Below are 25662 nucleotides of genomic sequence, written 5' to 3' on the forward strand. Positions count from 1 at the left end.
GCTGATGCCGAAGCTCATCCATGTGATTGGCGCCGGCCTCGCCGGCCTGGCCGCAGCGGTGCAATTGCAGCGCCGCGGTGCGCAAGTCGTGCTGCATGAGGCGGCGTCCGAGGCTGGCGGCCGTTGCCGTTCGTATTACGACGCCCAACTGGGCGCGACCCTCGATAGCGGCAATCACATGGTGCTGTCGGGCAATACCGCCACGCTCAACTACGTGCGCGCGATCGGCGCCGCCGACGAACTGGTCGGCCCGGCCCAGCCCGACTATCCGTTCGTGGATCTCGCGACGCAGGCGCGCTGGATCGTACGCATGTCGCCGGGCCTGCTGCCCTGGTGGATCTTCGACGCGAACGCGCGTGTGCCCAATACCGGCCCGAGCGACTATCTGACGCTGCTGCCGCTGCTGTTCGCGAAGCCCGCGCGCACTGTCGCGCAGACCATGCGTTGCAATGGTCCGCTGTGGGACCGTCTGCTGCGGCCGCTGTTTCTCGCAATGCTCAATGTCGAGCCGCGTGAGGCGTCGGCGGAGCTGACGGGTGCGATGGTCAGGGAAACGCTCGTTGCCGGCGGTCTCGCGTGCCGGCCGCTGATAGCGCGCAATGGTTTGAGCAGTGCGTTTGTCGACCCGGCGCTGCGTCTGTTGCAGCATGGCGGCGCGGCAATCCGGCTCGGCTCGCGTCTGCAGGATATGGTGTTTGCCGACACCGGCCCGGCGCGTGTCTCGGCACTGAATTTCGCGGACGAAAGCATCGCGCTCGACGCGAACCAGGCCGTGGTGCTCGCGGTGCCGCCGGACGTTGCCCAGACGCTCGTGCCCGGCTTGCGCTCGCCCGCTCGCTTCGCGGCAAACGTCAGTGTGCATTTTGCCGTCGAGCCGCCGTTCGGTATGGCGCCGGTCACGGGGCTGCTCAATGCAACGGCCACCTGGCTGTTCGCCTTCGAGGGCCGCGTGTCGGTCACCGTGAACGCCGCCGAGCGTCTGCTCGACACACCGCACGAAGCGCTCGCCAAAACCGTCTGGGCCGAAGTGGCTCAGGCCGCCAATCTGCCGGTCGAGCCACTGCCGGCCTGGCAGGTCGTGACGGAACCACGCGCGATGTTTGCCGCTTTGCCGGATCAGGAAACGCTGCGCCCCGGCACGCGCACTCGCTGGAACAATTTGATGCTCGCGGGCGACTGGACGGCTACCGGCCTGCCCGCGACGATCGAAGGGGCGATCCGCTCCGGCCAGAAGGCCGCGGACACGCTGCTGAATCAACCGATGGAACGCCGATGAACGACTTATCTCAAGCTCAGCCGCTGGACGCCGTCCTGCCTGGATTCGCCGAGGCGGCGCCGAATGTGCCGAACCTGATGCCGGATGCCGCATCCGCTACCGCGTCGCAAGCGGTCGCAACGTCGCTCGATGCCGCGATCACGCGCGCCACCGACGCAATCCTCGCCGCGCAGAATCCGGACGGCCACTGGGTCTACGAACTCGAAGCCGACGCGACGATTCCCGCCGAATACGTGCTCCTCGTCCACTATCTCGGTGAGACGCCGAACCTGGAACTGGAGCAGAAGATCGCCCGCTATCTGCGCCGCATCCAGATGGCGGACGGCGGCTGGCCGCTCTTCACCGACGGCGCGCTCGATATCAGCGCCAGCGTGAAGGCGTACTTCGCACTGAAAATGATCGGCGACTCGCCGGATGCCGAGCACATGGTTCGCGCTCGCGAAGCGATTCTGGCGAACGGCGGCGCGGAAACGGTGAACGTGTTCACGCGGATTCTGCTTGCGCTGTTCGGCGTGGTGTCCTGGCGCGCCGTGCCGATGATGCCCGTGGAAATCATGCTGTTGCCGTCGTGGTTCCCGTTCCATCTGTCGAAGGTGTCGTACTGGGCGCGTACGGTGATCGTGCCGCTGCTGGTGCTGAACGCGAAGCGGCCGGTGGCGCGCAATCCCCGTCGGGTGCGTATCGACGAGCTGTTCCGCGGCGCGCCGGTGAACACCGGCATGCGTGAGCGGGCGCCGCATCAGCATCAGGGCTGGTTCCGCTTCTTCAGCGGGGTGGACGTCATGTTGCGTATGGTCGACGGCCTGTTCCCCAAGGTGACGCGCGAGCGCTCGGTGCGCGAAGCCGTGCGCTTTGTCGACGAACGGCTGAACGGTGAAGACGGCCTCGGCGCGATTTTCCCGGCCATGGCCAACTCGGTGATGATGTACGACGTGCTCGGCTACCCGGCAGATCATCCGAACCGCGCGATTGCACGCCAGTCGATCGAAAAGCTGCTGGTTATCAAGGATGACGAAGCATATTGTCAGCCCTGTCTGTCGCCGGTATGGGATACCTCGCTCGTGGCGCACGCGCTGCTCGAAACCGGCGAAGCGCATGCCGAGCAAGCGGCTGAACGCGGGCTCGCATGGCTGCGTCCGCTGCAGATTCTCGACGTGCGCGGCGACTGGATCTCGCGCCGTCCGAATGTGCGTCCCGGCGGCTGGGCGTTCCAGTACAACAACGCACACTATCCGGACGTCGACGATACGGCGGTCGTGGCGATGGCAATGCAGCGCTCGGCGGCGCTGACGCAATCGGATGTGGATCGCGAAGCCATTGCGCGGGCGCGCGAATGGGTGGTCGGCATGCAAAGCAGCGACGGCGGCTGGGGTGCGTTCGAACCGGAAAACACGCAGTACTACCTGAACAACATTCCGTTCTCCGATCATGGCGCGCTGCTCGACCCGCCAACCGCGGATGTCTCCGGCCGCTGCCTGTCGATGCTCGCGCAACTCGGCGAATTTCCGAAGACCAGCGAACCGGCGCAGCGCGCGCTCGATTACATGCTGAAGGAACAGGAAGCGGACGGCAGCTGGTACGGACGCTGGGGCCTTAACTACATCTACGGCACGTGGACCGCGCTGTGTTCGCTGAACGCCGCCGGTTTGCCGCACGACGACCCGCGCATGAAGCGCGCCGCGCAGTGGCTTCTGTCGATCCAGAACGAGGACGGCGGCTGGGGTGAGGGCGGCGAGAGCTACAAGCTCGACTATCGCGGCTACGAGCGCGCGCCGAGCACCGCTTCGCAAACCGCGTGGGCGCTGATGGGCCTGATGGCGGCGGGCGAGGTCAATCACGAGGCGGTGGCGCGCGGCGTCGCGTATTTGCAGCGCGAACAGCGCGAGCATGGCCTTTGGGACGAAACGCGCTTCACGGCGACGGGGTTCCCGCGCGTGTTCTATCTGCGTTATCACGGCTATCGCAAGTTCTTCCCGTTGTGGGCGCTGGCCCGTTTCCGTCATCTGAAACGCAACGGGCTGACGCGCGTCGCGGTCGGGATGTAACGGATGACGTTTTCGACCACGCCGGCAGCCGGTATCGGCCACGGCGCGTTGCCGGTGATCGTGGTGACGGGGATGGCGTTCGAGGCGCGCATCGCGCGCGGCAACGGTGTCGAGGTGGTCTACGCGGCGCGCGCCGATCTGCTTGAGCGGGCGTTGAGTGCAGCGGTCGCGCGCGGTTGCTCGGGGATTGTCAGTTTCGGCACGGCGGGTGGTTTGGCGCCCGATCTGGCGCCGGGCACGCTGATCGTTGCGGAGGCTGTCGAGGGACCATTTGGGCGGCTCGAGACTGACCGGCCATGGGCCGACAGGCTCGCCGCCGCATTATCGACGGGACCGCTCGCGGCACGTTTGCGACGCGGCCTGATGGCGGCGGTGACCGCGCCTTTAGTCAGCGCTGACGACAAGGGCGTGCTGCATCGCTCGACGGGCGCTTTGGCCGTCGACATGGAATCGCACATTGCCGGCGCCACGGCCGCCGCGCATGGGCTGCCTTTTGCGGTGTGCCGCGCGATTGTCGATCCGGCGTGGCGGACCCTGCCTTCGGCTGCAACGGCGGGCTTGCGCGACGACGGCACGACTGCGTTAGGGCCGATTTTGCGGGAGCTGCTGCGGCAGCCGTCGCAGATCGGAGCGCTGATTCAGGTCGCGGTCGATGCGCGGGCGGCGCGGACCTCGCTGGTGCAGGCGCGGCATGCGATGGGCGAGGCGGGGGTTTTGCGGTTTGGGGTTGCTTGAGGGGTGCCGTTTGCGGTGGCTGCGGTGCCGCTCTTCGCTGGTAATTCAGTGTCTGTTGAAATACTAGGGGAAACCCTTATATTTGGTACAATGTCAGTGTTAACCCTAGGTTCGGGCGCCAGTCCAACCTTGGTGCCTTCAGACACGGAGTACCAGATGAATTTTCATACCAGGAAGTGGGTCAAGCCCGAAGATCTCAACCCCAACGGTACGCTGTTCGGTGGCAGCCTCCTGCGCTGGATCGACGAAGAAGCCGCTATCTATGCAATCTGTCAGCTCGACAACCAGCGGGTTGTGACCAAGTTCATGTCCGAGATTAATTTTGTCAGCTCCGCGAGGCAGGGAGACATCATTGAACTCGGGATGACGGCTACGCATTTTGGTCGTACGTCTATTACGCTTCGGTGCGAAGTGCGCAACAAGATTACCCGGAAGAGTATTTTGACCGTCGAGAAGATGGTGTTCGTTAATCTCGATGAGAAGGGTGAGCCGGCGCCTCATGGGCGAACGCAGATTCGGTATGCGGATGAGGCGTTTGCCAGGTATCAGGGGGCGTCTTTGCCTTTGCAGGCTGCGGCTGGCTCTGATGATGAGGTTGGCGCTGCGCGGGCTGAGGTTGAGAGTCTGCATTAAGGTTTGTTTTTTTTGCCTTTCCTTATTGTGTTAGTTAGTGGTTTATTAGCGTTGCCCCTGTGCGGGGCGGCACCTACTTTTCTTTGCCGGCCGCAAAGAAAAGTAGGCAAAAGAAAGCGGCTCAAACCGCTAATTATTAAGCGGGTCCCCCGCGCAGCCACGGTAGTGGTGCATCTGGAATCTGTCTCCTCGCACACTCCGCCTCAGTGACAAGGCCGTCATACTTCCGGCGGCGCTTCGCGCGCCGACGCGGTACTTCTTGAAACCATCCCGTCTTCTTCGGTCTGCTTTTCTTTGGAGCGCAGTGCGCTCCAAAGCGTCTGATTTGATTCCTTACTGCGGTGCTGGTGCTGGCTCCGGCAGCTTCTTGCCCGTGGGCGCGGGTTGGGCGGTCGGTGCCGCAGGCACCGCGCTCGACGCGGCCGCTGGGGCGCTCGGTGTGTCGCCCGGGTCCGTGTAGTTCGGTACGCCCGCCGGGGCGCCTGTGGCGCTTCCTGACGCGGCGTTCGGGGCCTCAGCGGCGTCGCCTGGGTCCGTGTAGTCGGGCACGCCGGTCGCTGCGCCCGAAGCGCCCTTGGCGGGCGCGGCTGCGCCGGAGTTGCCGCCCTCGTCGTCGTAGTTCGGGAGCGGTGCGGCGTTGTCGCTCGTGCCGCGCAGCCGCGCTTTGCGTTGCTGCGTATAGGCGTCGCGGACGAATGAATACTTGTCCAGCGCAGCCTGCTCCAGCAGGCTGGATGCCCCCAGCAAGTCGGAACGTACGCTCACGAATTGCAGCACGTACAGCGGATTGCGTACCGCCGGCTCGATGTAGTTCAGCGGGTTGAACTTCACATCCACCACCAGACCCATGCTGTCACGCACCGTGCTTGGACCAAATAGCGGCAGCACAAGGTACGGGCCCGATGGGATGCCCCAGTGGCCCAGCGTCAGACCAAAGTCCTGGTGGTGCTTCGGCAAGCCGGCCGGCGTCGCCCAGTCGAGCAGGCCGCCGAGGCCGAAGGTCGAGTTGAACGCGAAGCGCACGATGTCTTCCGTCGCGTCCGTGATCTTCAATTGCAACAGGTTGTTGGCGGCGTTGGTCAGGTCGCCCAGATTCGAGAAGAAGTTGCTGACCGCGGTGCGCAAGGGCTGCGGCGTCACTTTCTGGTATCCCTTGGCGACCGGAACGGCGACGAAGCGGTCCAAACCGTCGTTGAACTTGAAAATCACGCGGTTGGCCGGCTCGAACGGGTCGCCCGGTTTGCGGTCGGGCCCGGTCGCGCAACCAGAGATCAGCCCGGTGGCGGCGAGCGCCAGCACGGTGGTTCGCAGCTTCATGCCTAGATTCCTTTCTGCTTTCCGCGACGTTGGCGCGGCTTGCCCATCAGCACGGGTTGGAACACCACCGCACCGATCAGTGTGCAAAACAATGAGAGTGCCAGCAAGCGCCCCATACTCGACGTACCCGGATGGTGCGAAAGCCAGAGGCTGCCGAACGCCGTCGCCGTGGTCGCCGCGCTGAACAATACGGCATGCGTAAGGCTCGACTGCAAAAGGCTAGTCTGCCCGTGGCGCCACGCCATGACGAAGTAAATCTTGAATGCTACGCCCACGCCGAGCATCAGCGGTAACGCAATGATGTTCGCGAAGTTCAGCGGCATGCCGAACACCACGCACAACTCCAATGTCACCAGCGCCGATACCAGCAACGGAACCAGCGTGCGCAGCATGTCGCTGAGTCGCCGCAATGCAATCCACAGCAGAATCGCGATCGACAGCAAGGCCCAACAGGCAGCCTGCAGGAAGGCCTTGATGATCGTGTCCGCGGAATGCAGGATCGAGATCGGACCGCCGATCGCACCCGGCTCCGCCTTCTTCACCGCGTGGGCGAAGCGGGCGAGCATCGCGTCGTCGTTCGGATCGACGCCGGGTTTGACCTTCGGCGCAATGTCGACGAGCGCGTGGCCGTCTTTCGAAACCCAATCCTTTGAGATCTCCTTGGGCAGGTTGTCGCGCGTAATCTCGGTGGGCTGCAGCAGATCCGCCAGTTGCTTCAGCGCGATGCGCAGCGGCTCGGACATCGCGGTTTCGGCACGGTCGCGCGTGGCGGCGTCGGCGGCGGCCAGCTTCTGCAGCGTGGCCGACAGATGCTTGGCTTCGGCGGCGCCCGGGCCCGGGTGATCGTCGGCGGCGAGCGAGAGCTGGTTCGACGCGCGCTTCAATGCGGCGACGCGCACCGCGTCCGTGGCTTGAGGGGCGGGCTGTTGCTGCAGCGCAGGCAAGAGTTGCTGTGCGGCACTCGCAATCAGCATCAGCTTTTGCTGCTGCTCAGCCGGAACGAAGGTGTCGAGCGTGGTCACGCGGCCCACTTCCGGCAGCGTGCGCAAATGGGCGGCCTTCTGGTCCGCATCCGCCAGCGTCGGCGCCAGCACGTGCACGTTGTTGACCGCCGCTTCCGGCGAATCTTTCAGCGACAGCAGCGTCGCCATCGATTCCGTATGCGGGTCTTTCAAGTGCAACGGGTTGAAGTCGAAACGCAGATGCGTGAGCAAGGGCGTGGCGCCGATCACGACGAGCAGCGTGCCGATCAGCACCGGCTTGCGATGATGGTCGAGGAAATCGTCGACCGGGGCGAGTTGCTTGAAGCCGGGTGAAGCGGCTTCGCCCGGCGGGTTGAAGATCTTCAGCAGCGCCGGCAGCAGCGTCATGTTGGTGAAGTACGCGACGAACATGCCGACACCGGCGATCTCGCCCAATTCCGACACGCCGCGATAAGCCGTCGGCAGGAACGAGAAGAAGCTCAGCGCGACCGCTACGGCTGCGAGCGTCAGCGGCACGCCGATGCTGTGCGCGGTATGCATCAGGGCGGCGGAAAGGCGGTCGTCCCGATTGCGCTCCTCACGGTATTTGACGCCGAACTGCACGCCGAAATCGACCCCGAGCCCGACGAACAGCACCATGAAGGCGACCGAAATCATATTGAGCGCGCCGACCATCAGCAGGCCGAGCGCCGCGGTGATCGCAAGCCCGACGAACAGCGTGATGAACACGGCGAGGATCATGCGGCCCGAGCGCAGCGCCAGCCAAAGAATGACCAGTACGACGATGAAGGTGCCGATGCCGTTGAGGACGGCGCCGTCCTGGACCGACGCGAATTCTTCATCCGCGAGCGGCTGTTGGCCGGTCAGACGGACCGTGGCGCCGTAGCGCGTATCGAGATGCAGCGAAGCGGCGGTGGCGCGGATCGCTTTCGACGCGCTCGCGCCCGGCTCCAGCGCGTCGTAGTTCACAACCGGCTGCACCGTGACGAAGGCGCGCGCCGGATCCGTGGCGACGCCCTTGTCGACCAGCGCACGCCACGAGAACGCCGCCGGCTGGCCAGCCAGCACGCGGTCGAGCGTGGTGGCGCTTTGCGACAGCAGATGGCTCATGTCGGCCAACTTCACCTGCCCAAGCTGGAGCGGCAGCAACAGACTCGTGGTGAGCGTGCCGGCGAGGCCGGTCAGGCTCGGATCGTGCGCAAGTGCATTGACGAGCGGACGCGATTGAACGAGCTGCGAGGTCGTCGAGAGGACTTCATCGGTGGATGGGAACAGCAGGCCGTTGTGATCGAAGAAGGGGCCGCCGGCAGGTTGCGACACCGCGACGAACTCCTTGGAATCGGCTTTGAGCGCGGCCGTCAGCGCATTGGCGGCGGCATCGGCAAACTCCGGCGCGCGGGCTTCGACCACTACCAGCACCGTATCGCCCCGGTCGGGGAACGCCTTATCCATGGCGTTTTCGAGCGACGACCATTGCTTGTCGGTCTCGATGAGACGGCTGATGTCCGTGTTGATCTTGAAGTTATGGGCGACGTAGATGCTGCTCAGTATGGCGAGCACGACGGACAGGGCGATGATCCGTAACGGATGGCGCACCGAATAGGCGACGAGACGGACGATAGATGACTTCAGCATGTAGGCGGAGGGGGCCTTATCACGAGTGGTGTTTTTGACGAAAGTGCACAAGTATACAGAGCCGGAGCGAATCGGCTCCACTTCGGTAGCAAGGCAGGCTCCCGGGCGTCGAGGCTGGGGTGGGAACGCAATATCGGTATACTGGTCTATCCTGCTTTCGCCGTGGGCTCTTGAGCCAGCCGGCGCTTACTTTTTTGGGTTGTGGCGAGCGTATGAAACGTTATCTGTCTGCTTTTCTGGCTGCGGCCGTGGTGTCCACGGCGGCCTATGCGCAAAGCGCGCCTGATGCCGTGGTGAAGACCGCCGTTGAAGGCACCGTCGCCGCGATGAAGGCCGATCCGCAGGCCCGCGGTGGCGATATGGCCAAGATTACCGAACTGGTTCAGACGCGCTTTGTGCCGGCTACCGATTTTCAGCGGACCACGCGAATCGCGGTAGGGAAGGCCTGGAGTACGGCGACCCCGGAACAGCAGAAGCAGTTATACGACCAGTTTACGCTGCTACTGGTACGCACCTATGCCGCATCGCTTTCGCAGTTGCGCGATCAGGACGTGAAGTTCAAGTTCTTGCCCGTCACGGTGCCGGCCGGCGCCAAGGACCTGGTGGTGCAGTCGCACGTGATCAGCAATGGTGGCGATGACGCCATCGATTACCGGCTGACCAAGGGTGCCAACGGTTGGAAAATTTACGACATCAACATGATGGGCGCGTGGCTGATTCAGGTTTATCAGACGCAGTTCGCCGATCAGATTTCCAAAGGCGGCATCGACGGGCTGATCAAGTTCCTGACTGCGCATAACGCCCGAAGCGGCGGCTAAACGAGCCCAGGTCGCAGGAAAAGAAAAAGCGCGGTGGCATTCAGGCCAGCGCGCTTTTTTTGCAATATATCCAGCAGGGAACGGACAAAACTGCATCAGGAGCGGCACTCAGCCGCCCCTCATAACAATTAATGCGCGGAAGCGGAAGCCGCCGTCTGCACCTTCTTGCCCGTACCCGCACGCCCGATCTCTTCCAGCTTGATTTCGACGTGGCGCGAGAAGACGTACTCGGCCGGACGTTGCTTATCCAGAGCAATGTCCTTCACGAAGGCGCCCGAAGTCTTCGGACCGCGCAGGCTGACCTTCAATGCCTTCAACGGGTGGGCCACCGTATCCATCACGGCAGTCGCCTCGAAGCCGCAGTGCACCATGCAATCCGCGCACTTCTCGTAGTTGCCCGTGCCGTACTTCTCCCACTCCGTGGTTTCCATCAATTCCTTGAAGGTCTTCACGTAGCCTTCGCCGACCAGATAGCACGGCTTCTGCCAGCCGAACACGGTACGCGCCGGGTTGCCCCAAGGCGTGCACTCGTAGGTCTGATTGCCGGCCAGGAAGTCGAGGAACATGCCCGACTGGCTGAACGACCAGTTCTTGCCGTTGTTGCCGCGCTTGAAAATCTCACGGAACAGCTGCTTGGTCTTGTCGCGATTCAGGAAGTGCTGCTGATCCGGCGCGCGCTCATACGCATAACCCGGCGAGACGGTGATGCCGTCCACGCCCATCGGGCCGAGCGTATCGAAGAAGGCGGCCACGCGTTCCGGCACGGCGTCGTTGAACAGCGTGCAGTTGATGTTCACGCGGAAACCACGGCGTTTCGCTTCCTTGATGGCGGCGACAGCTTTTTCGTACACGCCTTCCTGCGACACCGAGTGGTCGTGCGCTTCCTTATCGCCGTCGAGGTGAACCGACCAGACGAAGTACGGATTCGGCTCGTAGTCGTCCATCTTCTTTTCCATCAGCAATGCATTCGTGCACAGGTACACGAACTTCTTGCGCGCGATGATGCCCTTCACGATCTGCGGCATTTCCTTGTGCAGGAGCGGCTCGCCGCCTGCAATCGACACCACCGGTGCGCCGCATTCGTCGACTGCGCCAAGGCATTCTTCGAGCGACAGACGTTGATTCAGGATGGGATCCGGATAATCGATCTTGCCGCAGCCATTGCAGGCAAGATTGCAGCGGAACAGCGGTTCCAGCATCAATGCGAGCGGGTAGCGTTTGTTGCCAGACATATGCTGGCGCATGATGTAGGCGCCGACCCGGACTTTCTGTAGCAGCGGAATAGACAAGACGTCCTCCTTAAACTTCGCGTGCAGCGAGTGGTTGCATCAGTTTCGATGGCAACTTGAATTCGACTTTTTCTTCACGGCCCGCCATCGTCGTGACATCGACGGGCCCCAATGCGCGCAGCGCATCGATTACGTTCTTCACCATTTCTTCCGGTGCCGAAGCACCGGCCGTAATGCCGACAGTTTGCACGTTGGCAAACCACTCCGGCTTTACTTCCGAACCGTCGGCGACGAGGTAACTCGCCACGCCGGTTTCGCTGCCGATTTCGCGCAGCCGGTTCGAGTTCGAACTATTGGTCGCGCCCACCACCAGCAGCACATCGACTTCTTTGCTCAACTCGCGCACCGCCGCCTGGCGATTTTGCGTGGCGTAGCAGATGTCGCGCGTGTCGGGACCGACGATGTCGGTGAAACGGCGCAGCAGGGCGTCGATGATGCCACGTGTGTCGTCGACCGACAGCGTAGTCTGCGTGACGTACGCAAGCGGCGTATCGAGCGGCAGGTCCAGCTGGGCGACTTCGGCCTCGCTCTGCACCAGCAGCACCTTGCCGGGGATTTGGCCGATCGTGCCTTCCACTTCCGGATGGCCGGCGTGGCCAATCAGAATCAGGGTACGACCCGCCGCCACATATTGGCGTCCTTGCACGTGAACCTTGGTCACGAGCGGGCAGGTTGCGTCGAGCACGTCGAGGCCGCGCTGTTCCGCGTCGCGCTCGACGGTCTGCGCGACACCGTGCGCGCTGAAAATCGCCACGGCGCCATGCGGCACTTCATCGAGTTCTTCGACAAAGCGCGCGCCTTTCTGGCGCAGGTTGTCCACCACGTGGCGATTGTGAACAATCTCGTGGCGAACATACACGGGTGCGCCGTGTTGCTGTAATGCGCGATCGACGATTTCGATTGCACGAACAACACCCGCACAAAAGCCGCGGGGTTGAGCAAGGATGACTCGCATAAATTGGCGAACTCCGACTGACGCGGGTTTCGAAGAAGCCGGTAAATCTGACTTTATCGCCGCGACCATCTATCTAGTTGACGTCTTGAGCCCCGGCGACGAGCCGGTACAGCAAAACCAAACGCGCATTCTAACGCTATCAGGCCGCCTTTGCTCTGACAGGCCCGTCAGGGTATTGGACTGCCGCCGCGCCGCGGGTGCGCCGTCCAGCGTTGTATCCAGGGCGCATGACGGCATGATGCGGTTGGCGGTGCACGGCTGGTAATGATTACACGCTGGATTGCAGGCTGCACCGGTTTAACGGAACCCTTAAACTACGTGGTCCTGCGGCCCATATTGGCTGCCGCATTACAGAATGGTTTCGAGGCTCGCTGGATGGACGTCGATCAATACGAAAATTTTCCGGTCGCGAGCGTATTGCTGCCAAAGGCGCTGCGCGCGCCTGTCGGCATTATCTATCAGGTTGTCCGCACCGCCGCCGACATCGCCGATGAAGGCGACTGGAGCCCGGCCGAGCGGCATGCCCGCCTCGCCGACTTTCGCGCCGGCCTCGACGCGGTAGCGCAGCGGCGTGCGGCACCGGTGCACCCGCTGCTGTTCGGCAAGCTCGCCAGCGTGATCGCGCAGTATAAACTGCCGCTCGCGCCGTTTTACGATCTGCTCCACGCCTGCGGTCAGGACATCGACAACAACCGTTACGCGGACCGGGCCGCCTTGCTCGACTATTGCCGCCACTCGGCCAGCCCGATTGGGCATCTGATGCTGCATCTGGTGGGCGCCGCCACGCCGGAGAATCTCGCCGACGCCGATGCGATCTGCACGGCGTCGCAATTAATCAGCTTCTGGCAGGACGTCGCCGCCGACTGGAAAAAGGATCGGCTGTACCTGCCCCTCGCCGATCTGCGGCGCTTTAACGTGACCGAGGCGCAGATCGCGGGAGGCGTCGTCGACGATGCATGGGTCAAGCTGATGGCCTACGAGATTTCGTTTGTCCGGGCCACGCTGGTACGCGGCGCGCCGCTCGCGCTGCGGATTCCCGGACGGCTGGGCATCGAGCTGTGCGGCGCGATACACGGCGGCCTGCGTATCCTCGAGCGAATCGAGAAGGCCGGCTACGACGTGTTTGCCGAGCGGCCGGTGCTCAACACTTTTGACTGGTGCGTCGTCGCGATACGCACTGTGGTGATGCGCCTGTCGCGGCGCGTCGGCGTAGAAGCGGGTTCACTCGAGGGTAATGCTTAATGGTGGTGGTTCTGTTTCTTCTTTCCTGTCTTTCCCTGCTGATCTGGTGCCTGTTGCTGTTCGCGCGCGGCGGTTTCTGGCGGGCGCGTCCCGCCACGCCGCTGAAGCTCGACCCGCGTGAAACGTGGCCCGCGGTTGCCGCCGTGGTGCCGGCACGCAATGAAGTCGATGTGATCGCGCAAGCCGTCACCACCCTGCTCGAGCAGGACTATCCCGGCGAATTCCATGTGATCGTGGTGGACGACCACAGCACCGACGGCACCGCCGACGCTGCCCGCGCGGCCGCATTGCAATTGCAATGCCCGGACCGCCTGACGGTGCTGAGCGCGAAGCCGCTGCCGCCGGGCTGGTCCGGCAAGGTGTGGGCGCAGTCGCAAGGGATCGAGGCGGTGCGCACGCTTGGCCTGCCGGCCGATTTCCTGCTGCTCACCGACGCGGACATTGGCCATCCGGCCGACGCTGTGACGCAACTCGTGGTCCGTGCGGACGCGGAAAAGCGCGACCTCGTTTCGCTGATGGTTCGTCTGCGCTGCGATTCGTTCTGGGAGAAGGCGCTGATTCCGGCCTTCGTGTTTTTCTTCGCCAAGCTGTACCCGTTCTCGTGGGTCAACAACCCGCGCAACCGCACGGCTGCGGCTGCGGGCGGCTGCATGCTGGTCCGGCGCAGCGCGCTCGAAGAGGCGGGCGGCATCGAGTCGATTCGTGCCGAACTGATCGACGATTGCAGCCTCGCCGCGCGGATCAAGCATCGCGGCACGGGGCGTCATCCGATCCGGCTGGATGTGGCGGCGCGCAGCGTGTCGCTGCGTCCTTACGATAGCTGGCGCGATATCTGGAACATGATCGCGCGCACCGCCTTTACGCAGTTGCATTACTCGCCGCTGCTGCTGGCGGGCACCTTGCTGGGCATGGCGATCATCTACCTGATACCGCCCGCGGCCGCGCTGGTGCTCGGACCGCTGGGCTGGCCTGCGTGGCTCGCGTGGGCGCTAATGTGCTGCGCGTATGCGCCGATGCTCGGCTATTACCGCCGCTCGCCGCTGTGGGCGCCGTTTCTGCCGCTGGTGGCGCTGTTCTATGTCGGCGCGACGTTTGCCTCAGCGTTGCGTTACTGGCGTGGCAAGGGTGGCCAATGGAAGGCGCGCGTGCAGGCGCCGGTGCAGGAGCGCTAAAAGTCGTAAATCCATCGAATTATCGGACGAAAAGAAAAACGGCGCCCTGGGGCGCCGTTTTTTACGTCAGGCTTTGGCTTTGTATCAGGCCTTGCTGAGCATCATGTACATCTGGATCACCATGTCGGGTGAGAACGTGAATGGCACCCAGCCGTGACCGGTGTGGCGCATGACCAGCAGACGATCGCCATTCGACTGTTTCTGCACGGCCATGACGGGATTTTTCGTCGAAACGAAGCGCCAGCCCGGCGGGATGCCCGGCGGCGGTTCCGGCGTCATCGAGGCGCGTGCGTTCGACAACTCCTCGATCAACTGCCCGATCTGTTCGGCGCGTAGCGCCACCGTCTGACCGCCGATGGTCATGGTGATCTCGTTCTGTGCGGGACGGTTGATTTCGAGTGTGGGTTGCAACCGGGCGGCCGGTTCTCCGGCGGGCGCAGGTGCGGACTCCGCGGCATCTACCGCTGCGCTCGCGGCTTCAGGCGCCACGCGCTCCGCTGCCGCTGCTGACGCGGCATGACTGGCTGCCGGCGCTTCTTGCGCCGTGACGTTTGCGGATGTCTCGGGGATGTTTTCGGCCTGCGGGGCCACGACAGCCTGGATGAGCTGATCGACGCCCACTTCCAGCGCGCCGAGCTGTTCGTGAAGATTCATGCGAGGTTTCTCTGGTAAGACCTACGATTTTAACTGCTGCGCGTAGGCTTTTACCTGTCGCTAACACAGTGACGTTGTAACAAAATGCGTGCAGGTCACGCCGGAACGCGGGCTTGACCTGCGTGACTTGCGTGACCTCGGTGGTGCCGCCGAAGCGGCCCGCTGCTGTTTGCGCGGCTGATCGATCCTGCCCGCGTCTGGGCTTTATCAGGCCTTGTTCAAGTATCCGGCCTGCCTGAACCAGTCGAGCGCATCGCTTAAGCCCTCGCGATAAGGCCGTGCGCGATAACCGAGCTCGCGTTCCGCCTTTGCCGACGTGAAGTACATCTTGTTCTTCGACATCTTCAGACCGTCGACGGTGAGAAACGGTTCGCGCTTTGTGATCTTGGCGACGGCTTCGGCGCCCGCGGCGAGCGGATAAAGCGGCCAGCGCGGCAAACTCAGCGTCGGCGCCTTGCGCCCGGTCAGCGCCGCGATATCCGCGAGCATTTGTTGCAGCGGCAGATTCTCACCGCCAAGAATGTAGCGTTCGCCGATCTTGCCGCGCTCAAGCGCGAGGAAATGGCCGGCCGCCACGTCATCCACATGCACGAGGTTCAGCCCCGTATCGACGAACGCGGGAATCTTGCCGAGCGCTGCTTCGACGATGATGCGCCCCGTCGGCGTCGGCTTGACGTCGCGCGGACCGATCGGCGTGGACGGATTGACGATCACCGCCGGTAGGCCGTCCTCGGCGATCATGCGCTCCACCGCGCGTTCGGCCAGCACCTTGCTGCGCTTGTACACGCCGATCGCCTGGTCGGCTTTGAGCGGCGAGGTTTCGTCGGCGGATTGGCCGGAGCTGGTCACTTTCAGCGTGGCCACGCTGCTCGTGTAGACGATACGTTCGACCCCTTCCTTCAGCGCCGCGCGCATGGTCGCCTCGGTGCCTTCGAGATTCGAGCGCTCGATTTCGCTCGGGTCCGGCGCCCACAGGCGATAGTCGGCCGCCACGTGCAGCAGATAGCGCACGCCGCGTAGCGCGTTGCGCATCGACGCTTCGTCGCGCATGTCGCCGACCACGATTTCCGCGTCGAGCGCTTCGACGTTCTTGCGCGGACTGGTGGCGCGCACCAGCACGCGCACCTTGAAACCCTTCTGCTGCGCGATGCGCGCCACCGACGAGCCGACGAAGCCGGATGCGCCGGTAACGAGCACGAGATCGCGATTCTGTTCGGTCATTCTGTTTCATTCCCTGCGTGACAGTCGACGGATTGTACGTGTCGCGCGTGCCGCGTGGCGCGCCGGGCGGTACAGATGCGCGGGCGAACTGAAACGTGGCCGAGCATTCTCGTCGCGGCGCGACTAGAATGCCGGCTTGAAAGAATTGCGAGGAGAGGACGGCATGGCCCCGGATCTGGATCAGCGGATCGAAACGTATTACGTGCGGGTGCGTGGCACCGTGCAGGGCGTGGGCTTTCGCCACGCCACTGTGCGGCAGGCTCACGCGCTCGGTATCAAGGGATGGGTGGCGAATCTCGACGACGGTTCCGTCGAAGCCATCTTGCAGGGTTCGGCCAACCAGGTCGACCGGATGCTCTCGTGGCTGCGTCACGGGCCGCCGGCGGCGCGCGTGACCGAAGTGACCGGCGAAGAGCGCGCCACCGAAAAGCGCTACGAACGGTTCGAGCAGCACTGAGCAGCAATGAGCGGCGCGAGCCGCGCTCAACGCGCGACCAGCAGGCTCTCCGCAAAGCCCCAGCCGTCTTCGATCCATTGATGGCTGCATACGAAGCCCGCATCGTCTGCGATCGTGGGCACCTCGTCCGCGCGATATTTGTGGCTGCTCTCGGTCCAGATCGTCTCACCTGCCTTGAGCGAGACCGTCAATTGCGCGGCGCCCACGTGCGCGGTGAGATCGCGCTTCGCACGCAGATGCATTTCAATGCTGCGCGCGTCCGGATTGAAGCGCGCGACGTGCTCGAAGGCATCGAGCGGGAAATCGCCATCGAGTTCGCGATTGATGCGCGCCAGCAGATTCAGATTGAACGACGCGGTTACGCCGACCGCGTCGTCGTAGGCGGCTATCAGCACCGGCGTCGGTTTGATCAGGTCCGTGCCGAGCAGCAGCGCGTCGCCGGGCGCAATCATGTTGCGGATATCGCGTAGAAACCGCGTTGCCGCGAGTCTGCCGAAATTGCCGATCGTACTGCCGAGAAACAGCACCAGTAAGCGCTCGTCCGCCGCGCGGTTCCTGCTCACTTCGGCCAGTCCCGCCAGGTAATCGCGTTCATAACCGACGATCGAGATGCGCTCGATGTCGCCGAGTTCGCGCCTGCACAACTGCAACGCGCTGCGCGAAATTTCAATCGGGCAGTAAGAAGTGGGGCGCTTTTTACACAGCGCCTCCAGAATGCGCCGCGTTTTGCGGCCGCTGCCGCTGCCCAGTTCGGCAACGGTCACGTCATGCGGCAAATGCGCGACGATATCCGCCGCGTGCTTCGTCAGCAACTGTTCCTCGGCGCGTGTCACGCCGTATTCGGGCAAAACGGTGATCACTTCGAATAGGGCGGAGCCGACTTCGTCATACAGATACTTCGACGGCAGTTCTTTCTGCGGCGTATGCGTGAGTCCGGCGCGTACGGCGGCGGCAAAGGTCGCGCGGAATAGATCGGGCGACGCGTCGTGCGATAGGGCTGGCTGGGTCATGCTGGCTCCAGTAGTCACATTCGATGAGCGGGATTGCTGGCCGGGCGGTGGCATGCGCGGTGAAACGAAGGTGCTACGTGCCGCGGGAAAGAAGGGCTGGCTCAAGTCCGTATGGACTGCCTTTACCGGCCCGGCTCGTTGATGCTGCAGATGACGGTTGCAAATGACGGCTGACCGTTACTACGAATATCCGTGATGTCCCGGATGAGGTTGCAAACGGCGTCGCCAGACTTCGAAGCAAGATTCGCGCTTGAGCAACTGCACGGGAAATTGCCGGCGTTGCAGTTGCAGATCGGCCACGCGCACGTGAAGTTATGTTCTAGTGCATCGGCGCACGATGCGCACGGGGAAAATTGCTGCTTCCTGCAATGAGCGAACGGGCACGTTGGTCGCGAACCCGTCTAGAATGCCCGCTTACGTTCGCTTACGCCCGCTTGCATCGCCTGCCGAAGACAAAAAGCGCAGCGCTGATCACACCACAAGACGCGCTGCCAGATCGAGAGACTTCACTTCCAATGACAACAATTCGAGGCGCGCAGCCCCATGCTGCGCCGCACACACCTGCACCGCACGCCCAGGCAACTGCATCACGGGCCGCGCAATGAACCAGTATGACCGAAAGCGCGGTATTGCGCTGTCCGTCGGCGCGTCCGCGATGTTTGCTTTACTGTCCGCTTACGCCAAGCTGCTTGCGCCGTTGAGCGGCCTCGACATTTTCGCTTGGCGCATCGTGTGGACCGTGCCCGGCGCGCTGCTGCTGATCGTATTGCGCAAACGTCTGCCCATTCTTCGGCAACTTCTTTACCGTATGGTGATGCAGCCGAGGCTTGCCATGGCGATGGGTGTCAGCGCGGTTCTGCTGGGTGCGCAACTGTGGGTGTTTCTATGGGCGCCGTTGCACGGGCGCATGCTTGAGGTCTCGCTCGGTTATTTTCTGCTGCCGCTCGTGATGGTGCTGGTGGGACGCTTCTACTATCACGAGCGCCTCGACGGTTTGCAGTGGCTCGCTGTGATCTGCGCCGCGTTGGGCGTCGCGCACGAATTGTGGATGACGGGTGCCTTTTCGTGGCCCACCTTGCTCGTCGCACTCGGCTACCCGCCGTATTTCGTGCTGCGCCGCAAAATCAACCAGGATTCGCTCGCCATGTTCACGGTGGAAATGTGCTTGCTATTGCCGGCTGCGGCTGTGTTCATCTTCATTGGCGGGTCGCTGGCGATGATCGGCGGACGTGTCGATATGTGGTGTCTGTTGTTGCCTGGCCTCGGCGCGCTCAGCACGCTTGCGCTCGCTTCGTATCTGAAGGCGAGCCGTTTATTGCCGGTCGCGTTGTTCGGCATCCTCGGCTATGTCGAACCGGTGTTGCTGGTGTTTGTTTCGATCACGTTGCTTGGCGAGACGCTCAACGCCGCGCAGTTGGCCACCTATATTCCGATCTGGATCGCAGTTGCGCTGACGGCATTGCATAGCGTGCGGCTCGTTCGGTTCGCGCCGCGTTGAGTTTATGGCGCCGAAGGCGCAGCGCTTTAGCGGTGCACCGCTGCGCGATCCGCATTGATACGCGTCGCGCCGACCTGCGCTTCGATCGCTTCGCGCAGCGCCGGCCGCCAGCCGAAACCGAACAACGCTTCAGCGAGCACGAATAGCGGTCCGATCAGCAGGCCGATCACGTCGTCGACAAAAGCCGGCTTGCGATGTTCGTAGGCGACGTGGCCGACGAACTGAAACACCCAGCCGATCACGAAGAGGCCGATGCCCGAGGCGAGCCAGGTGAGCGTAGCCTGCGCGGCGAGCCATTGTCCGCACGCGACGCACAGTATCGACACCACGGCCATCATCATGCCGAGTGGCACGTCGAGCACAAGGTAATAGATAGTCGCCGCGAAGAACAATACCCACGCGGGCGACAAGGTAAACGGCAGCGCGGCCAGGCCGAGAGCCGGCCGGCTCAACAACACCGCCAGCGCCAGCACGATCATCGGAATACCGACGAAATGCGTGGCGATATTGCGCCGGTCGCGATGGTAGGCCGCATATTGCGTAAGCTGTTGTGTCAGCGTTCTCATGGATGCCGCTCCTCAATCAAAGTCAGCATAATCGCGGGCAGCGGAATTTGAAACCATCGGGTAGCCGACAATCGGGCACGGATGCCGTCCTATGACTGCGAGTTTTTCATCGAATGAGCTTGCCGCGCTGCTGGCGCCCAGCGCGTGGTTTCGCTCGGCGCCCGCTGCCATGCAGGCGCAGCTGATCCAGGCGGGGCGTATCGTGCGCCTTGCTGCCGGTGAACGGCTTTTCACGCGTGGCGATTCCGACGACGGCCTCTATTGCGTGCTCGACGGCCTGATGCGAATCGGCGCGGCGAGTTCGGCCGGCAAGGAAGCCTTGCTTGCGGTTATCGAGCCGGTTAACTGGTTCGGCGAGATCGCGCTGTTCGATAAGCGCCCGCGAACCCATGACGCGTATGCCGAGCGTGATGCCGAGCTGTTTCATGTGCCGCGTGCGGCGCTTGCCGCGCTGCTCGAACGCACGCCCGAGTACTGGCATGCTTTCGGTTTGCTGCTGACGCAAAAACTGCGCCTCGCTTTCGACGCCATTGAAGAGGCCGCCTTGCTGCCCGCCGCGCCGCGCGTGGCGCGGCGCTTGTTGCTGATGGCAGGCGGCTACGGCGAACCCGGTGCAATGCGGCGCGTACTCAAGGTGCCGCAGGAGGACCTGGCGATGATGCTGGCCTTGTCGCGGCAGACGATCAATCAGGTGCTCAAGCAATTCGAAACGCAGGGCGCGCTGAAGTTGCGTTATGCGGAAATCGAAATCGCCGATGTGCAGAAACTCAGCGCGCTAGCCGATCTGAATCCGGCCGCGGATTGATCGAACCGGGTCGTGCTGAGATCGCGCACGACGACGCGTCTTTATAAGCATTTTACGGCGCGCCCCTATTTCTTTGGCGATTCGCTACACCAAGCCCGGTAAGGTCTAGCTACCCCGGTCAGGAAGCGAAAATATGCATGGAAATAGCGCTCTGGATGGTGTGCAAACACAACACGATCCTAGTTCGAAATTCGGCCTGAAGACGCTGTTCGCGGCACTCGTCTTCTCGCTTGCCGCTGCCTCCCACGCTGCCGACGCGCAATCGACGTTGGCCGCTTCAACGGCCGCGAGCGACTCAACGCCTGACGCCGGCTTGCCGGCACTCAGCGATATCACCGCCATGCTGCGTGCGCAGTTTCGCGTCGCCCCGCTGGAATCCATGAAGATTGCGCGCGCGGTATTGACCGAAGCCGACCGTCACGCCATCTCGCCGGTCTTGCTGCTTGCCGTGATGTCGGTCGAGTCGAGTTTCGATCGCCACGCGCTCAGCAACGCGGGTGCGCGTGGGCTCATGCAGGTGCTGCCCGCGGCGCATCCTCAATTGATTGCGGGCACAACTGATTTGTCCGATCCGGCGATCAACGTGCGGATCGGCACGACCATCTTGCGTGCTTACCTTGACGAGAGCGGTGGCGATCTCGACGCCGCGCTGCTTCGCTACAGCGGCGGCGGCCGCGGGTACGCGCGGCGTGTCGTGCTGCGGATGCAGCGCCTGGACGCAAGTTTGCGCCACGAATGATTAACGCATTCGTGGCGCATGTGTTTCTGGTTTAGCGCTTTTAGCTCATCGCCCCGGCGAACTCGGCGCGCAGATCTTGCAACCTGTCGCGCGCAGTGCTCAGACGTTCAACGAGTTGTGCCGAAGCGCGCGTGATCGGCATACGCGTTTCATCGGTCATGGCATGGTCGAACGCCAGCATTGCCTTGATCGCGGACGGGTTAGGCGCCGCGAATAGCAGACGCAACACGGGCAGCAGGCTGGCGAACAGGTTGCGTTCATCCTGCTCGCGGTCGGCATGAATCAATTCCTGTACTGCGACCAGAAGATCCGCGCAGACATGCGCGCTGGCCAGAATGCCGCCTGTGCCGCCGTTGTGCAGGCAGTCGTCCAGCGCTTCGTCGGTGCCGCACAGCACGTTGATCGGCAAGCCGCGCAGCTTGCCGAAGTGTTCCTTGACGCATTCCTTGATCGCGACAATGTTGCCGTGCTCGACCAGGCGCGCCACCGTGTCCGGTGCAATCGCAACGCCGGTCCGATGCGGCACGTCGTACAAAACGATAGGGCGTTCGGTGGCGAGGGCCGCCTGTTCGAAATGCCATTGCACGCCAGCCTGATCCGGACATACGTACGACGGTGGCGAAATCAGATAACCCGCGCAGTCCCAGCGTTCATAACGCTGGATATCATGCAGGACGTCGCGCGTACTCGAGCCGCCGACGCCAATCAGCATCGGCAAGCGGGAGCCGATTACATCGCTCAGCGCCTGCAATACGGTGAGGCGTTCGGATTCCTGTAACAAAGCGGCTTCGCCCGTCGTGCTCAAGGCAACAAAACCGCTGATTTCCGTGCTCAGGTAGTAGTCCGCGAGGCGTTGCAACGCGTCGACGTCGACTTCGCCATTACGCAGCGGGGTAACGATAGGCAACCAGATACCTGAAAACATGGTTAGCGAGCCTTTGCGACGGCATGGCGGCGCTTCAGTGGTCCGATCAGTGCGGCGGGGAGTGTCGAGATCAGCGTATGCAGGGTGAAGTCGAGGTCGTCGAGTGCGATATCGAGTTGCACGCGTACTTCTTCACGTACGGCTTCCGTGCTGACCACGTATACGCCGAGCGGAGAATGAAGCAGTGTGCGCAGTTGGGTGCCGGGAAGATCGTGCGGCGGATGGGGCAGGGTTACTTGCAAGCGGGCGCGAGCCGTGGGGAAAGGAATGACATTGTTGCGTTGGGCCGGCGGCGCGCTGAGCGGCTGCGTTTCGAAGCTGTCGATTGATTGCGTGAGAGCCATTTAATGCGGCGTTCGTTGACGCCATGGTTGATCAGGACAGTTCGAGATTAGACGTCTACGGGTAAACACAGTGCAAAAATTGGGGCCCCTGACGAAAAAAAGGCGAGTCGCAAGACTCGCCCTCCCTGAACGGCACAGTTCGGCTTCGATTAACTACGCATGCGTGGCCGGTGCGTGCCGAAAACCGATCACGTGTTATTGCGTCTTTGTCGCGTCGGTCTTTGCGCCGTCGGCTTTTGCCGGGGCATTGCTGGCCTCTTTCGCACTCTCCGTCTTGGTCTTGCTTGCGCTTGTGTCGCCAGCGGTCTTCTTGGTGGCTTTATGCGTCTTCGCCGTATGCGTGGCGGAAGCCTTCTTCACATGCGCCTTCGTCGCGGCCTTGGTCGGCGCTTTCGTTGCCGCCGTGCCTTCATTCGCGGCGCCGGTTTGCACGGCGGTGCTTGCCTTCAGATTCGCCTGGCCGGCGGGTTGCGTTTGTGCGGGTTGCGCGGCCGACGGCGCTGCGGTTTGTGCGAATGCGGTCGACACGACGAGAGCGGAAGCGAGAGCAGCGAAAAGCGTCTTCATGATGTAACTCCTGGTTGAACCGGTTGTTCTTTGTGTCGCGGCTGAAATGTTTCAGCGCTGCCGGTTTAACGTTGAGCGGAAGACAGCAGTTGACGATGCTCTGGTGACAAAACGTAACGGCGGATACAGATCGGGGTGCTGAATCAATCAGAGCCGTTTCGGTGAACGCACTATTGAAACGGATTCTGCACAACGCCCGGTTTCGCATCCGGCTCGTCCTTCACCTTCGCGGGCAAATCGGCCTGCGCCTGCAACGCAGCAACGACCGCGTCGATCGCTTCTTTCAATGCCAATGCCGCCTTCAGCCCGCGCTGGTCCCGCGTCAGTTCCAGCGTGCCATTCAACACCACGCGCGCGGTGCCGTTGCTGACGGTGAGTGCATCGCCCTGGATGTTCAGCACGTCGTCATCGTTCGAATAGGGTTTAAACACCTTTCAGTCCTCCCGGTCGCTGGTCTTTGAGATTCTCCGGAATACCCGGAAAACGGATGCCCGAGGCCGCCTCGAGTTCGTGAATCGTTCGGATGTCGTAACGGTTGGTCGAGACATTGTCCACTACCACCGCGAACGCCATTTTGCGGGACGGCACGTAGACCGCCTTGAACAATTGCGTCGGCACGAAGACGCGTGTCGGTCCGATGGTCTGCAATTGCTGGCCGCTGAAAATCGGCCCGGTGACGACATACGTGTCGTCGTACGACGTCGCGATCTTGCGCACCGACGTTTCGATACGTGCCCACAAGCGCTGATTGTTCTCGCGGTTCTGCGGCACGACGTTCGCCAGCGAAAATGATTGTGCCATCGCTTCCTGCGTCCAGCGATTGCCCGCCGGGCTCATATGCCCGCGATCGAAGCCGCTGCGCTTGTAGTCCGCGAGCGTGGCGCCTTCGCCGTCAGGCAAGCGCGCGTCTTCGAAAAATTTGTTGGTGCGGATCATGTCTTTGGCGGCTTCGATGTGGTCGCGCGTCAGATGCTCGGCGGACCATAGCGGACCATGCGTGATACCCGAATGCAGCACCGCGAAATCGCTGTAGCAAAGCATGCGCGTTTTTGGTGCCATCTTCTGATTGGTCAGAACCGGCCATTGCGCATTCGGGGTGAACTGGGTGCAGGAGGGCGCCGCGCTCGCATGAGCGGCAACGGCGAATAGCAGACAGGCAAACCACTTCTTCATGTGTAAGTCAGTTGAAGGATCGGGGGCGCAAGTATAGCGTTGCGAACCCTTAGCGAGCGAGGTGGAACGCCGCGGAACACGGGAGGTGGAAGGCTGTTTGTGCGGCGCCAGCAGCGATAAAAATGCCGCGCGCGGAAGAAGAGGGAGAAGCGAAAGAGGCGAAAGAAACGCAGGCGCAAAGCCTCAAAAGCTTTGCACAAAAAAAACGGGCCGCTTTGCAGCGACCCTAATGCGTGGATTTCCAACTCTACGCATGCAAACTTAAGAAGGACTTAAGCCGGCATGGCGCAGAGCGAGGCGTGCGTTGAAGATCGAACCCGCGCACGAATCGTTGACCGCGCCGGCAGCGCGGTGTGCGCGTAAAAAATTCGCCTAACGAAAAAAGCGCTCGAACCTAATTACCGAACACGCTGTGTTCGGCATGCACGTTCTGGCGATCGACGGCTTGCAAGCGCCAGAAACCGCTGGTCGGCGCACGCGTGCGCAACGCTGTCCAGGCTGCTGCGCCTTGCGCCGCGCTCACGCGTTGCTTGCGGTCGACGTGCAAGCCGCGCAGCGTGCACAGCGGTGCATCCGTGCTCGGTGCACAGAGGGTGGTCACGCCATTCTCGTCGTGTAATTCGCCCCAAGGGGGCAGATCGATCCCTTGATGTGCTTCCCTTGACCACCGATGTTCGTCGGTGTCGAGCCATAGCACAGCGTAATCGTGGCTGACGGTGGGATCGGAACCGTTGATGAGGATGGTCAGGCGCATGGCAGGTTCCGTACAAAGTGCGAAGTAATGCTTTATCAGTCTATGTCGCAGCGCGTGTTATGCAAGGCGAAAAAGGAATCGCGATCGGATGCGAAAAAACGTACGCGCGATGAATGCGGCTGTACGATAGCCGCGTCTGGACCATCAACCGTGGAGGCGTGCCATGCTGCGTCGATGTCTGCAATTCTCGATGGTGGCAGGATGCCTGGGCGCGGGATCGACCCTCGCTGCCGCAGCGGATAGCGCTTCGTTCGCTGCGCCGGCGCCCATCGTCTACGTGGCCGACTTCGAACTCGATGCGTCCAGCGTGACGCCCGACAGCGGGCCGGGGCAGCGTGTGCGCCGCCTGCGTGGTCTTTTGCCGGCCGGCCCCGGGCCGCTCGGCAAGGACAAGAATCCAGAGGAGCACGCAAAGGACATCGTGAACGAGATGGCGGATGCGCTGACAGCCGATCTGAAGCAAGGCGGCGTCGACGCGCGCCGCCTTGTGCCCGCGCAGCCGCTGCCCACCGCGGGCTGGCAGGTGCGGGGCGTATTTCTGAGTGTCGACGACGGCAATCGTCTAAGACGCGCGATGGTCGGTTTTGGTGCGGGTCAGAACGATATTCAGGTAGCGGTATCGTGCGACAGCCTTGCCGCGGCCGATTTGCCGCCGCTTTACCAGGCCGTCGAAGAAGCCGACAGCAAGGGCAAGCCCGGCGCGGTCATCAAGCTCAATCCGTACGTGATCGCGGCCAAGTTCGTGATGGCGGGCGGCGATGAGAAAAAGACGATCAACAAAACCGCGCAGCAGATTTCGGATTCGGTGATTGCGAAACTGCACGGGGTGGCGCAGTGATCGATGCGCTC

Annotated in this window: 26 protein-coding genes; 12 read left to right on the plus strand and 14 right to left on the minus strand. The window is 62.6% G+C overall.

What is annotated here, in order from left to right; genetic code table 11:
• Positions 1-4 precede the first annotated feature (4 nt).
• The 4 genes from hpnE (at position 5) to HWX91_RS01650 (ending at position 4689) form a co-directional block, all read left to right on the plus strand.
• Entirely contained in the window at positions 5-1276 is a 1272-nt protein-coding gene (gene hpnE, locus HWX91_RS01635) for a hydroxysqualene dehydroxylase HpnE (protein ID WP_028195965.1), read from the plus strand.
• The gene (gene shc / locus HWX91_RS01640; RefSeq protein ID WP_028195964.1) at positions 1273-3321 is read left to right on the plus strand and encodes a squalene--hopene cyclase; all 2049 of its coding nucleotides are present in this window, start codon (positions 1273-1275) and stop codon (positions 3319-3321) included. The genes hpnE and shc overlap by 4 nt, the downstream gene beginning before the upstream one ends.
• Positions 3322-3324: 3 nt before the next feature.
• A complete protein-coding gene (locus HWX91_RS01645) occupies positions 3325-4056 on the plus strand; it encodes a phosphorylase (protein WP_028195963.1) in 732 nt (243 codons plus the stop codon).
• A 156-nt stretch (positions 4057-4212) separates the two neighbouring features.
• Positions 4213-4689, plus strand: a complete 477-nt coding sequence (locus HWX91_RS01650) for an acyl-CoA thioesterase (RefSeq protein WP_028195962.1) — start codon at positions 4213-4215, stop codon at positions 4687-4689.
• Between the two features lie 333 nt (positions 4690-5022).
• Here HWX91_RS01650 and HWX91_RS01655 read toward each other — a convergent pair whose 3' ends face one another.
• Positions 5023-6006 carry an MlaA family lipoprotein gene (locus HWX91_RS01655; RefSeq protein ID WP_028195961.1) on the minus strand — a complete coding sequence of 328 codons (984 nt, stop codon included), beginning with the start codon at positions 6004-6006 and terminating at the stop codon, positions 5023-5025.
• A 2-nt stretch (positions 6007-6008) separates the two neighbouring features.
• The gene (gene hpnN / locus HWX91_RS01660; protein ID WP_028195960.1) at positions 6009-8624 is read right to left on the minus strand and encodes a hopanoid transporter HpnN; all 2616 of its coding nucleotides are present in this window, start codon (positions 8622-8624) and stop codon (positions 6009-6011) included.
• A gap of 212 nt (positions 8625-8836) precedes the next feature.
• Between hpnN and HWX91_RS01665 the strand changes: the two genes are divergently transcribed.
• A complete protein-coding gene (locus HWX91_RS01665; protein ID WP_028195959.1) occupies positions 8837-9442 on the plus strand; it encodes an MlaC/ttg2D family ABC transporter substrate-binding protein in 606 nt (201 codons plus the stop codon).
• A gap of 128 nt (positions 9443-9570) precedes the next feature.
• Here the strand turns inward: HWX91_RS01665 and hpnH are convergent, their stop codons facing one another.
• On the minus strand, positions 9571-10731 hold the full coding sequence (hpnH, locus tag HWX91_RS01670) for an adenosyl-hopene transferase HpnH (RefSeq protein ID WP_028195958.1): 1161 nt from the start codon (positions 10729-10731) through the stop codon (positions 9571-9573).
• Between the two features lie 10 nt (positions 10732-10741).
• Positions 10742-11686 (minus strand): 4-hydroxy-3-methylbut-2-enyl diphosphate reductase, encoded by a 945-nt coding sequence (gene ispH, locus HWX91_RS01675; RefSeq protein ID WP_028195957.1) that lies wholly within the window; start codon positions 11684-11686, stop codon positions 10742-10744.
• 375 nt (positions 11687-12061) lie between these two features.
• On the opposite strand from ispH, the gene hpnC reads away from it, so the two are divergent.
• On the plus strand, positions 12062-12928 hold the full coding sequence (hpnC, locus tag HWX91_RS01680; RefSeq protein ID WP_028195955.1) for a squalene synthase HpnC: 867 nt from the start codon (positions 12062-12064) through the stop codon (positions 12926-12928).
• Positions 12928-14100 (plus strand): glycosyltransferase, encoded by a 1173-nt coding sequence (locus tag HWX91_RS01685; protein WP_028195954.1) that lies wholly within the window; start codon positions 12928-12930, stop codon positions 14098-14100. The genes hpnC and HWX91_RS01685 overlap by 1 nt, the downstream gene beginning before the upstream one ends.
• 84 nt (positions 14101-14184) lie before the next feature.
• On the opposite strand, the gene HWX91_RS01690 is transcribed toward HWX91_RS01685, so the two are convergent.
• Together HWX91_RS01690 and hpnA are read right to left on the minus strand one after the other, a co-directional pair.
• Positions 14185-14754, minus strand: coding sequence for a hypothetical protein (locus HWX91_RS01690; protein ID WP_028195953.1), 570 nt, complete (start codon positions 14752-14754; stop codon positions 14185-14187).
• A gap of 207 nt (positions 14755-14961) precedes the next feature.
• A complete protein-coding gene (hpnA, locus tag HWX91_RS01695; protein WP_028195952.1) occupies positions 14962-15975 on the minus strand; it encodes a hopanoid-associated sugar epimerase in 1014 nt (337 codons plus the stop codon).
• A gap of 163 nt (positions 15976-16138) precedes the next feature.
• On the opposite strand from hpnA, the gene HWX91_RS01700 reads away from it, so the two are divergent.
• Entirely contained in the window at positions 16139-16432 is a 294-nt protein-coding gene (locus tag HWX91_RS01700) for an acylphosphatase (protein ID WP_028195951.1), read from the plus strand.
• 26 nt (positions 16433-16458) lie between these two features.
• On the opposite strand, the gene egtD is transcribed toward HWX91_RS01700, so the two are convergent.
• Positions 16459-17442 carry an L-histidine N(alpha)-methyltransferase gene (egtD, locus tag HWX91_RS01705; RefSeq protein WP_028195950.1) on the minus strand — a complete coding sequence of 328 codons (984 nt, stop codon included), beginning with the start codon at positions 17440-17442 and terminating at the stop codon, positions 16459-16461.
• Between the two features lie 601 nt (positions 17443-18043).
• On the opposite strand from egtD, the gene rarD reads away from it, so the two are divergent.
• On the plus strand, positions 18044-18940 hold the full coding sequence (gene rarD / locus HWX91_RS01710; protein WP_028195949.1) for an EamA family transporter RarD: 897 nt from the start codon (positions 18044-18046) through the stop codon (positions 18938-18940).
• Between the two features lie 26 nt (positions 18941-18966).
• Here rarD and HWX91_RS01715 read toward each other — a convergent pair whose 3' ends face one another.
• Positions 18967-19506 (minus strand): Mpo1 family 2-hydroxy fatty acid dioxygenase, encoded by a 540-nt coding sequence (locus HWX91_RS01715; protein ID WP_028195948.1) that lies wholly within the window; start codon positions 19504-19506, stop codon positions 18967-18969.
• A gap of 91 nt (positions 19507-19597) precedes the next feature.
• Between HWX91_RS01715 and HWX91_RS01720 the strand changes: the two genes are divergently transcribed.
• Entirely contained in the window at positions 19598-20311 is a 714-nt protein-coding gene (locus HWX91_RS01720) for a Crp/Fnr family transcriptional regulator (protein WP_028195947.1), read from the plus strand.
• Between the two features lie 133 nt (positions 20312-20444).
• On the plus strand, positions 20445-21050 hold the full coding sequence (locus HWX91_RS01725; protein WP_028195946.1) for a lytic transglycosylase domain-containing protein: 606 nt from the start codon (positions 20445-20447) through the stop codon (positions 21048-21050).
• 40 nt (positions 21051-21090) lie between these two features.
• Here the strand turns inward: HWX91_RS01725 and HWX91_RS01730 are convergent, their stop codons facing one another.
• The 6 genes from HWX91_RS01730 to HWX91_RS01755 all read right to left on the minus strand — a co-directional run bounded on the left by HWX91_RS01730 (position 21091) and on the right by HWX91_RS01755 (position 24813).
• Positions 21091-21975 carry a 4-hydroxy-tetrahydrodipicolinate synthase family protein gene (locus tag HWX91_RS01730; RefSeq protein WP_028195945.1) on the minus strand — a complete coding sequence of 295 codons (885 nt, stop codon included), beginning with the start codon at positions 21973-21975 and terminating at the stop codon, positions 21091-21093.
• 2 nt (positions 21976-21977) lie between these two features.
• A complete protein-coding gene (locus tag HWX91_RS01735) occupies positions 21978-22319 on the minus strand; it encodes a hypothetical protein (protein WP_028195944.1) in 342 nt (113 codons plus the stop codon).
• 195 nt (positions 22320-22514) lie between these two features.
• Positions 22515-22886, minus strand: a complete 372-nt coding sequence (locus HWX91_RS01740; RefSeq protein ID WP_028195943.1) for a hypothetical protein — start codon at positions 22884-22886, stop codon at positions 22515-22517.
• Between the two features lie 170 nt (positions 22887-23056).
• Positions 23057-23317, minus strand: a complete 261-nt coding sequence (locus HWX91_RS01745; protein WP_028195942.1) for a hypothetical protein — start codon at positions 23315-23317, stop codon at positions 23057-23059.
• Positions 23310-24059, minus strand: a complete 750-nt coding sequence (locus HWX91_RS01750; RefSeq protein ID WP_028195941.1) for a DNA/RNA non-specific endonuclease — start codon at positions 24057-24059, stop codon at positions 23310-23312. Before HWX91_RS01750 ends, HWX91_RS01745 begins: the two co-directional genes overlap by 8 nt.
• 394 nt (positions 24060-24453) lie before the next feature.
• A complete protein-coding gene (locus tag HWX91_RS01755) occupies positions 24454-24813 on the minus strand; it encodes a DUF3564 domain-containing protein (RefSeq protein ID WP_028195940.1) in 360 nt (119 codons plus the stop codon).
• Positions 24814-24976: 163 nt separating this feature from the next.
• Between HWX91_RS01755 and HWX91_RS01760 the strand changes: the two genes are divergently transcribed.
• On the plus strand, positions 24977-25651 hold the full coding sequence (locus HWX91_RS01760; RefSeq protein WP_028195939.1) for a DUF4410 domain-containing protein: 675 nt from the start codon (positions 24977-24979) through the stop codon (positions 25649-25651).
• The last annotated feature ends 11 nt before the right edge of the window (positions 25652-25662 follow it).

It is taken from the genome of Paraburkholderia fungorum, from assembly GCF_902833645.1.
GTDB lineage: Bacteria > Pseudomonadota > Gammaproteobacteria > Burkholderiales > Burkholderiaceae > Paraburkholderia > Paraburkholderia fungorum.

Bases quoted from the DNA above. Each gene is read 5' to 3' on its own strand.
- hpnE (WP_028195965.1), top strand. From the start codon at position 5: ATGCCGAAGCTCATCCATGTGATTGGCGCCGGCCTCGCCGGCCTGGCC.
- shc (WP_028195964.1), top strand. From the start codon at position 1,273: ATGAACGACTTATCTCAAGCTCAGCCGCTGGACGCCGTCCTGCCTGGA.
- HWX91_RS01645 (WP_028195963.1), top strand. From the start codon at position 3,325: ATGACGTTTTCGACCACGCCGGCAGCCGGTATCGGCCACGGCGCGTTG.
- HWX91_RS01650 (WP_028195962.1), top strand. From the start codon at position 4,213: ATGAATTTTCATACCAGGAAGTGGGTCAAGCCCGAAGATCTCAACCCC.
- HWX91_RS01655 (WP_028195961.1), bottom strand. From the start codon at position 6,006: ATGAAGCTGCGAACCACCGTGCTGGCGCTCGCCGCCACCGGGCTGATC.
- hpnN (WP_028195960.1), bottom strand. From the start codon at position 8,624: ATGCTGAAGTCATCTATCGTCCGTCTCGTCGCCTATTCGGTGCGCCAT.
- HWX91_RS01665 (WP_028195959.1), top strand. From the start codon at position 8,837: ATGAAACGTTATCTGTCTGCTTTTCTGGCTGCGGCCGTGGTGTCCACG.
- ispH (WP_028195957.1), bottom strand. From the start codon at position 11,686: ATGCGAGTCATCCTTGCTCAACCCCGCGGCTTTTGTGCGGGTGTTGTT.
- hpnC (WP_028195955.1), top strand. From the start codon at position 12,062: ATGGACGTCGATCAATACGAAAATTTTCCGGTCGCGAGCGTATTGCTG.
- HWX91_RS01685 (WP_028195954.1), top strand. From the start codon at position 12,928: ATGGTGGTGGTTCTGTTTCTTCTTTCCTGTCTTTCCCTGCTGATCTGG.
- HWX91_RS01690 (WP_028195953.1), bottom strand. From the start codon at position 14,754: ATGAATCTTCACGAACAGCTCGGCGCGCTGGAAGTGGGCGTCGATCAG.
- hpnA (WP_028195952.1), bottom strand. From the start codon at position 15,975: ATGACCGAACAGAATCGCGATCTCGTGCTCGTTACCGGCGCATCCGGC.
- HWX91_RS01700 (WP_028195951.1), top strand. From the start codon at position 16,139: ATGGCCCCGGATCTGGATCAGCGGATCGAAACGTATTACGTGCGGGTG.
- egtD (WP_028195950.1), bottom strand. From the start codon at position 17,442: ATGACCCAGCCAGCCCTATCGCACGACGCGTCGCCCGATCTATTCCGC.
- rarD (WP_028195949.1), top strand. From the start codon at position 18,044: ATGAACCAGTATGACCGAAAGCGCGGTATTGCGCTGTCCGTCGGCGCG.
- HWX91_RS01715 (WP_028195948.1), bottom strand. From the start codon at position 19,506: ATGAGAACGCTGACACAACAGCTTACGCAATATGCGGCCTACCATCGC.
- HWX91_RS01720 (WP_028195947.1), top strand. From the start codon at position 19,598: ATGACTGCGAGTTTTTCATCGAATGAGCTTGCCGCGCTGCTGGCGCCC.
- HWX91_RS01725 (WP_028195946.1), top strand. From the start codon at position 20,445: ATGCATGGAAATAGCGCTCTGGATGGTGTGCAAACACAACACGATCCT.
- HWX91_RS01730 (WP_028195945.1), bottom strand. From the start codon at position 21,975: ATGTTTTCAGGTATCTGGTTGCCTATCGTTACCCCGCTGCGTAATGGC.
- HWX91_RS01735 (WP_028195944.1), bottom strand. From the start codon at position 22,319: ATGGCTCTCACGCAATCAATCGACAGCTTCGAAACGCAGCCGCTCAGC.
- HWX91_RS01740 (WP_028195943.1), bottom strand. From the start codon at position 22,886: ATGAAGACGCTTTTCGCTGCTCTCGCTTCCGCTCTCGTCGTGTCGACC.
- HWX91_RS01750 (WP_028195941.1), bottom strand. From the start codon at position 24,059: ATGAAGAAGTGGTTTGCCTGTCTGCTATTCGCCGTTGCCGCTCATGCG.
- HWX91_RS01755 (WP_028195940.1), bottom strand. From the start codon at position 24,813: ATGCGCCTGACCATCCTCATCAACGGTTCCGATCCCACCGTCAGCCAC.
- HWX91_RS01760 (WP_028195939.1), top strand. From the start codon at position 24,977: ATGCTGCGTCGATGTCTGCAATTCTCGATGGTGGCAGGATGCCTGGGC.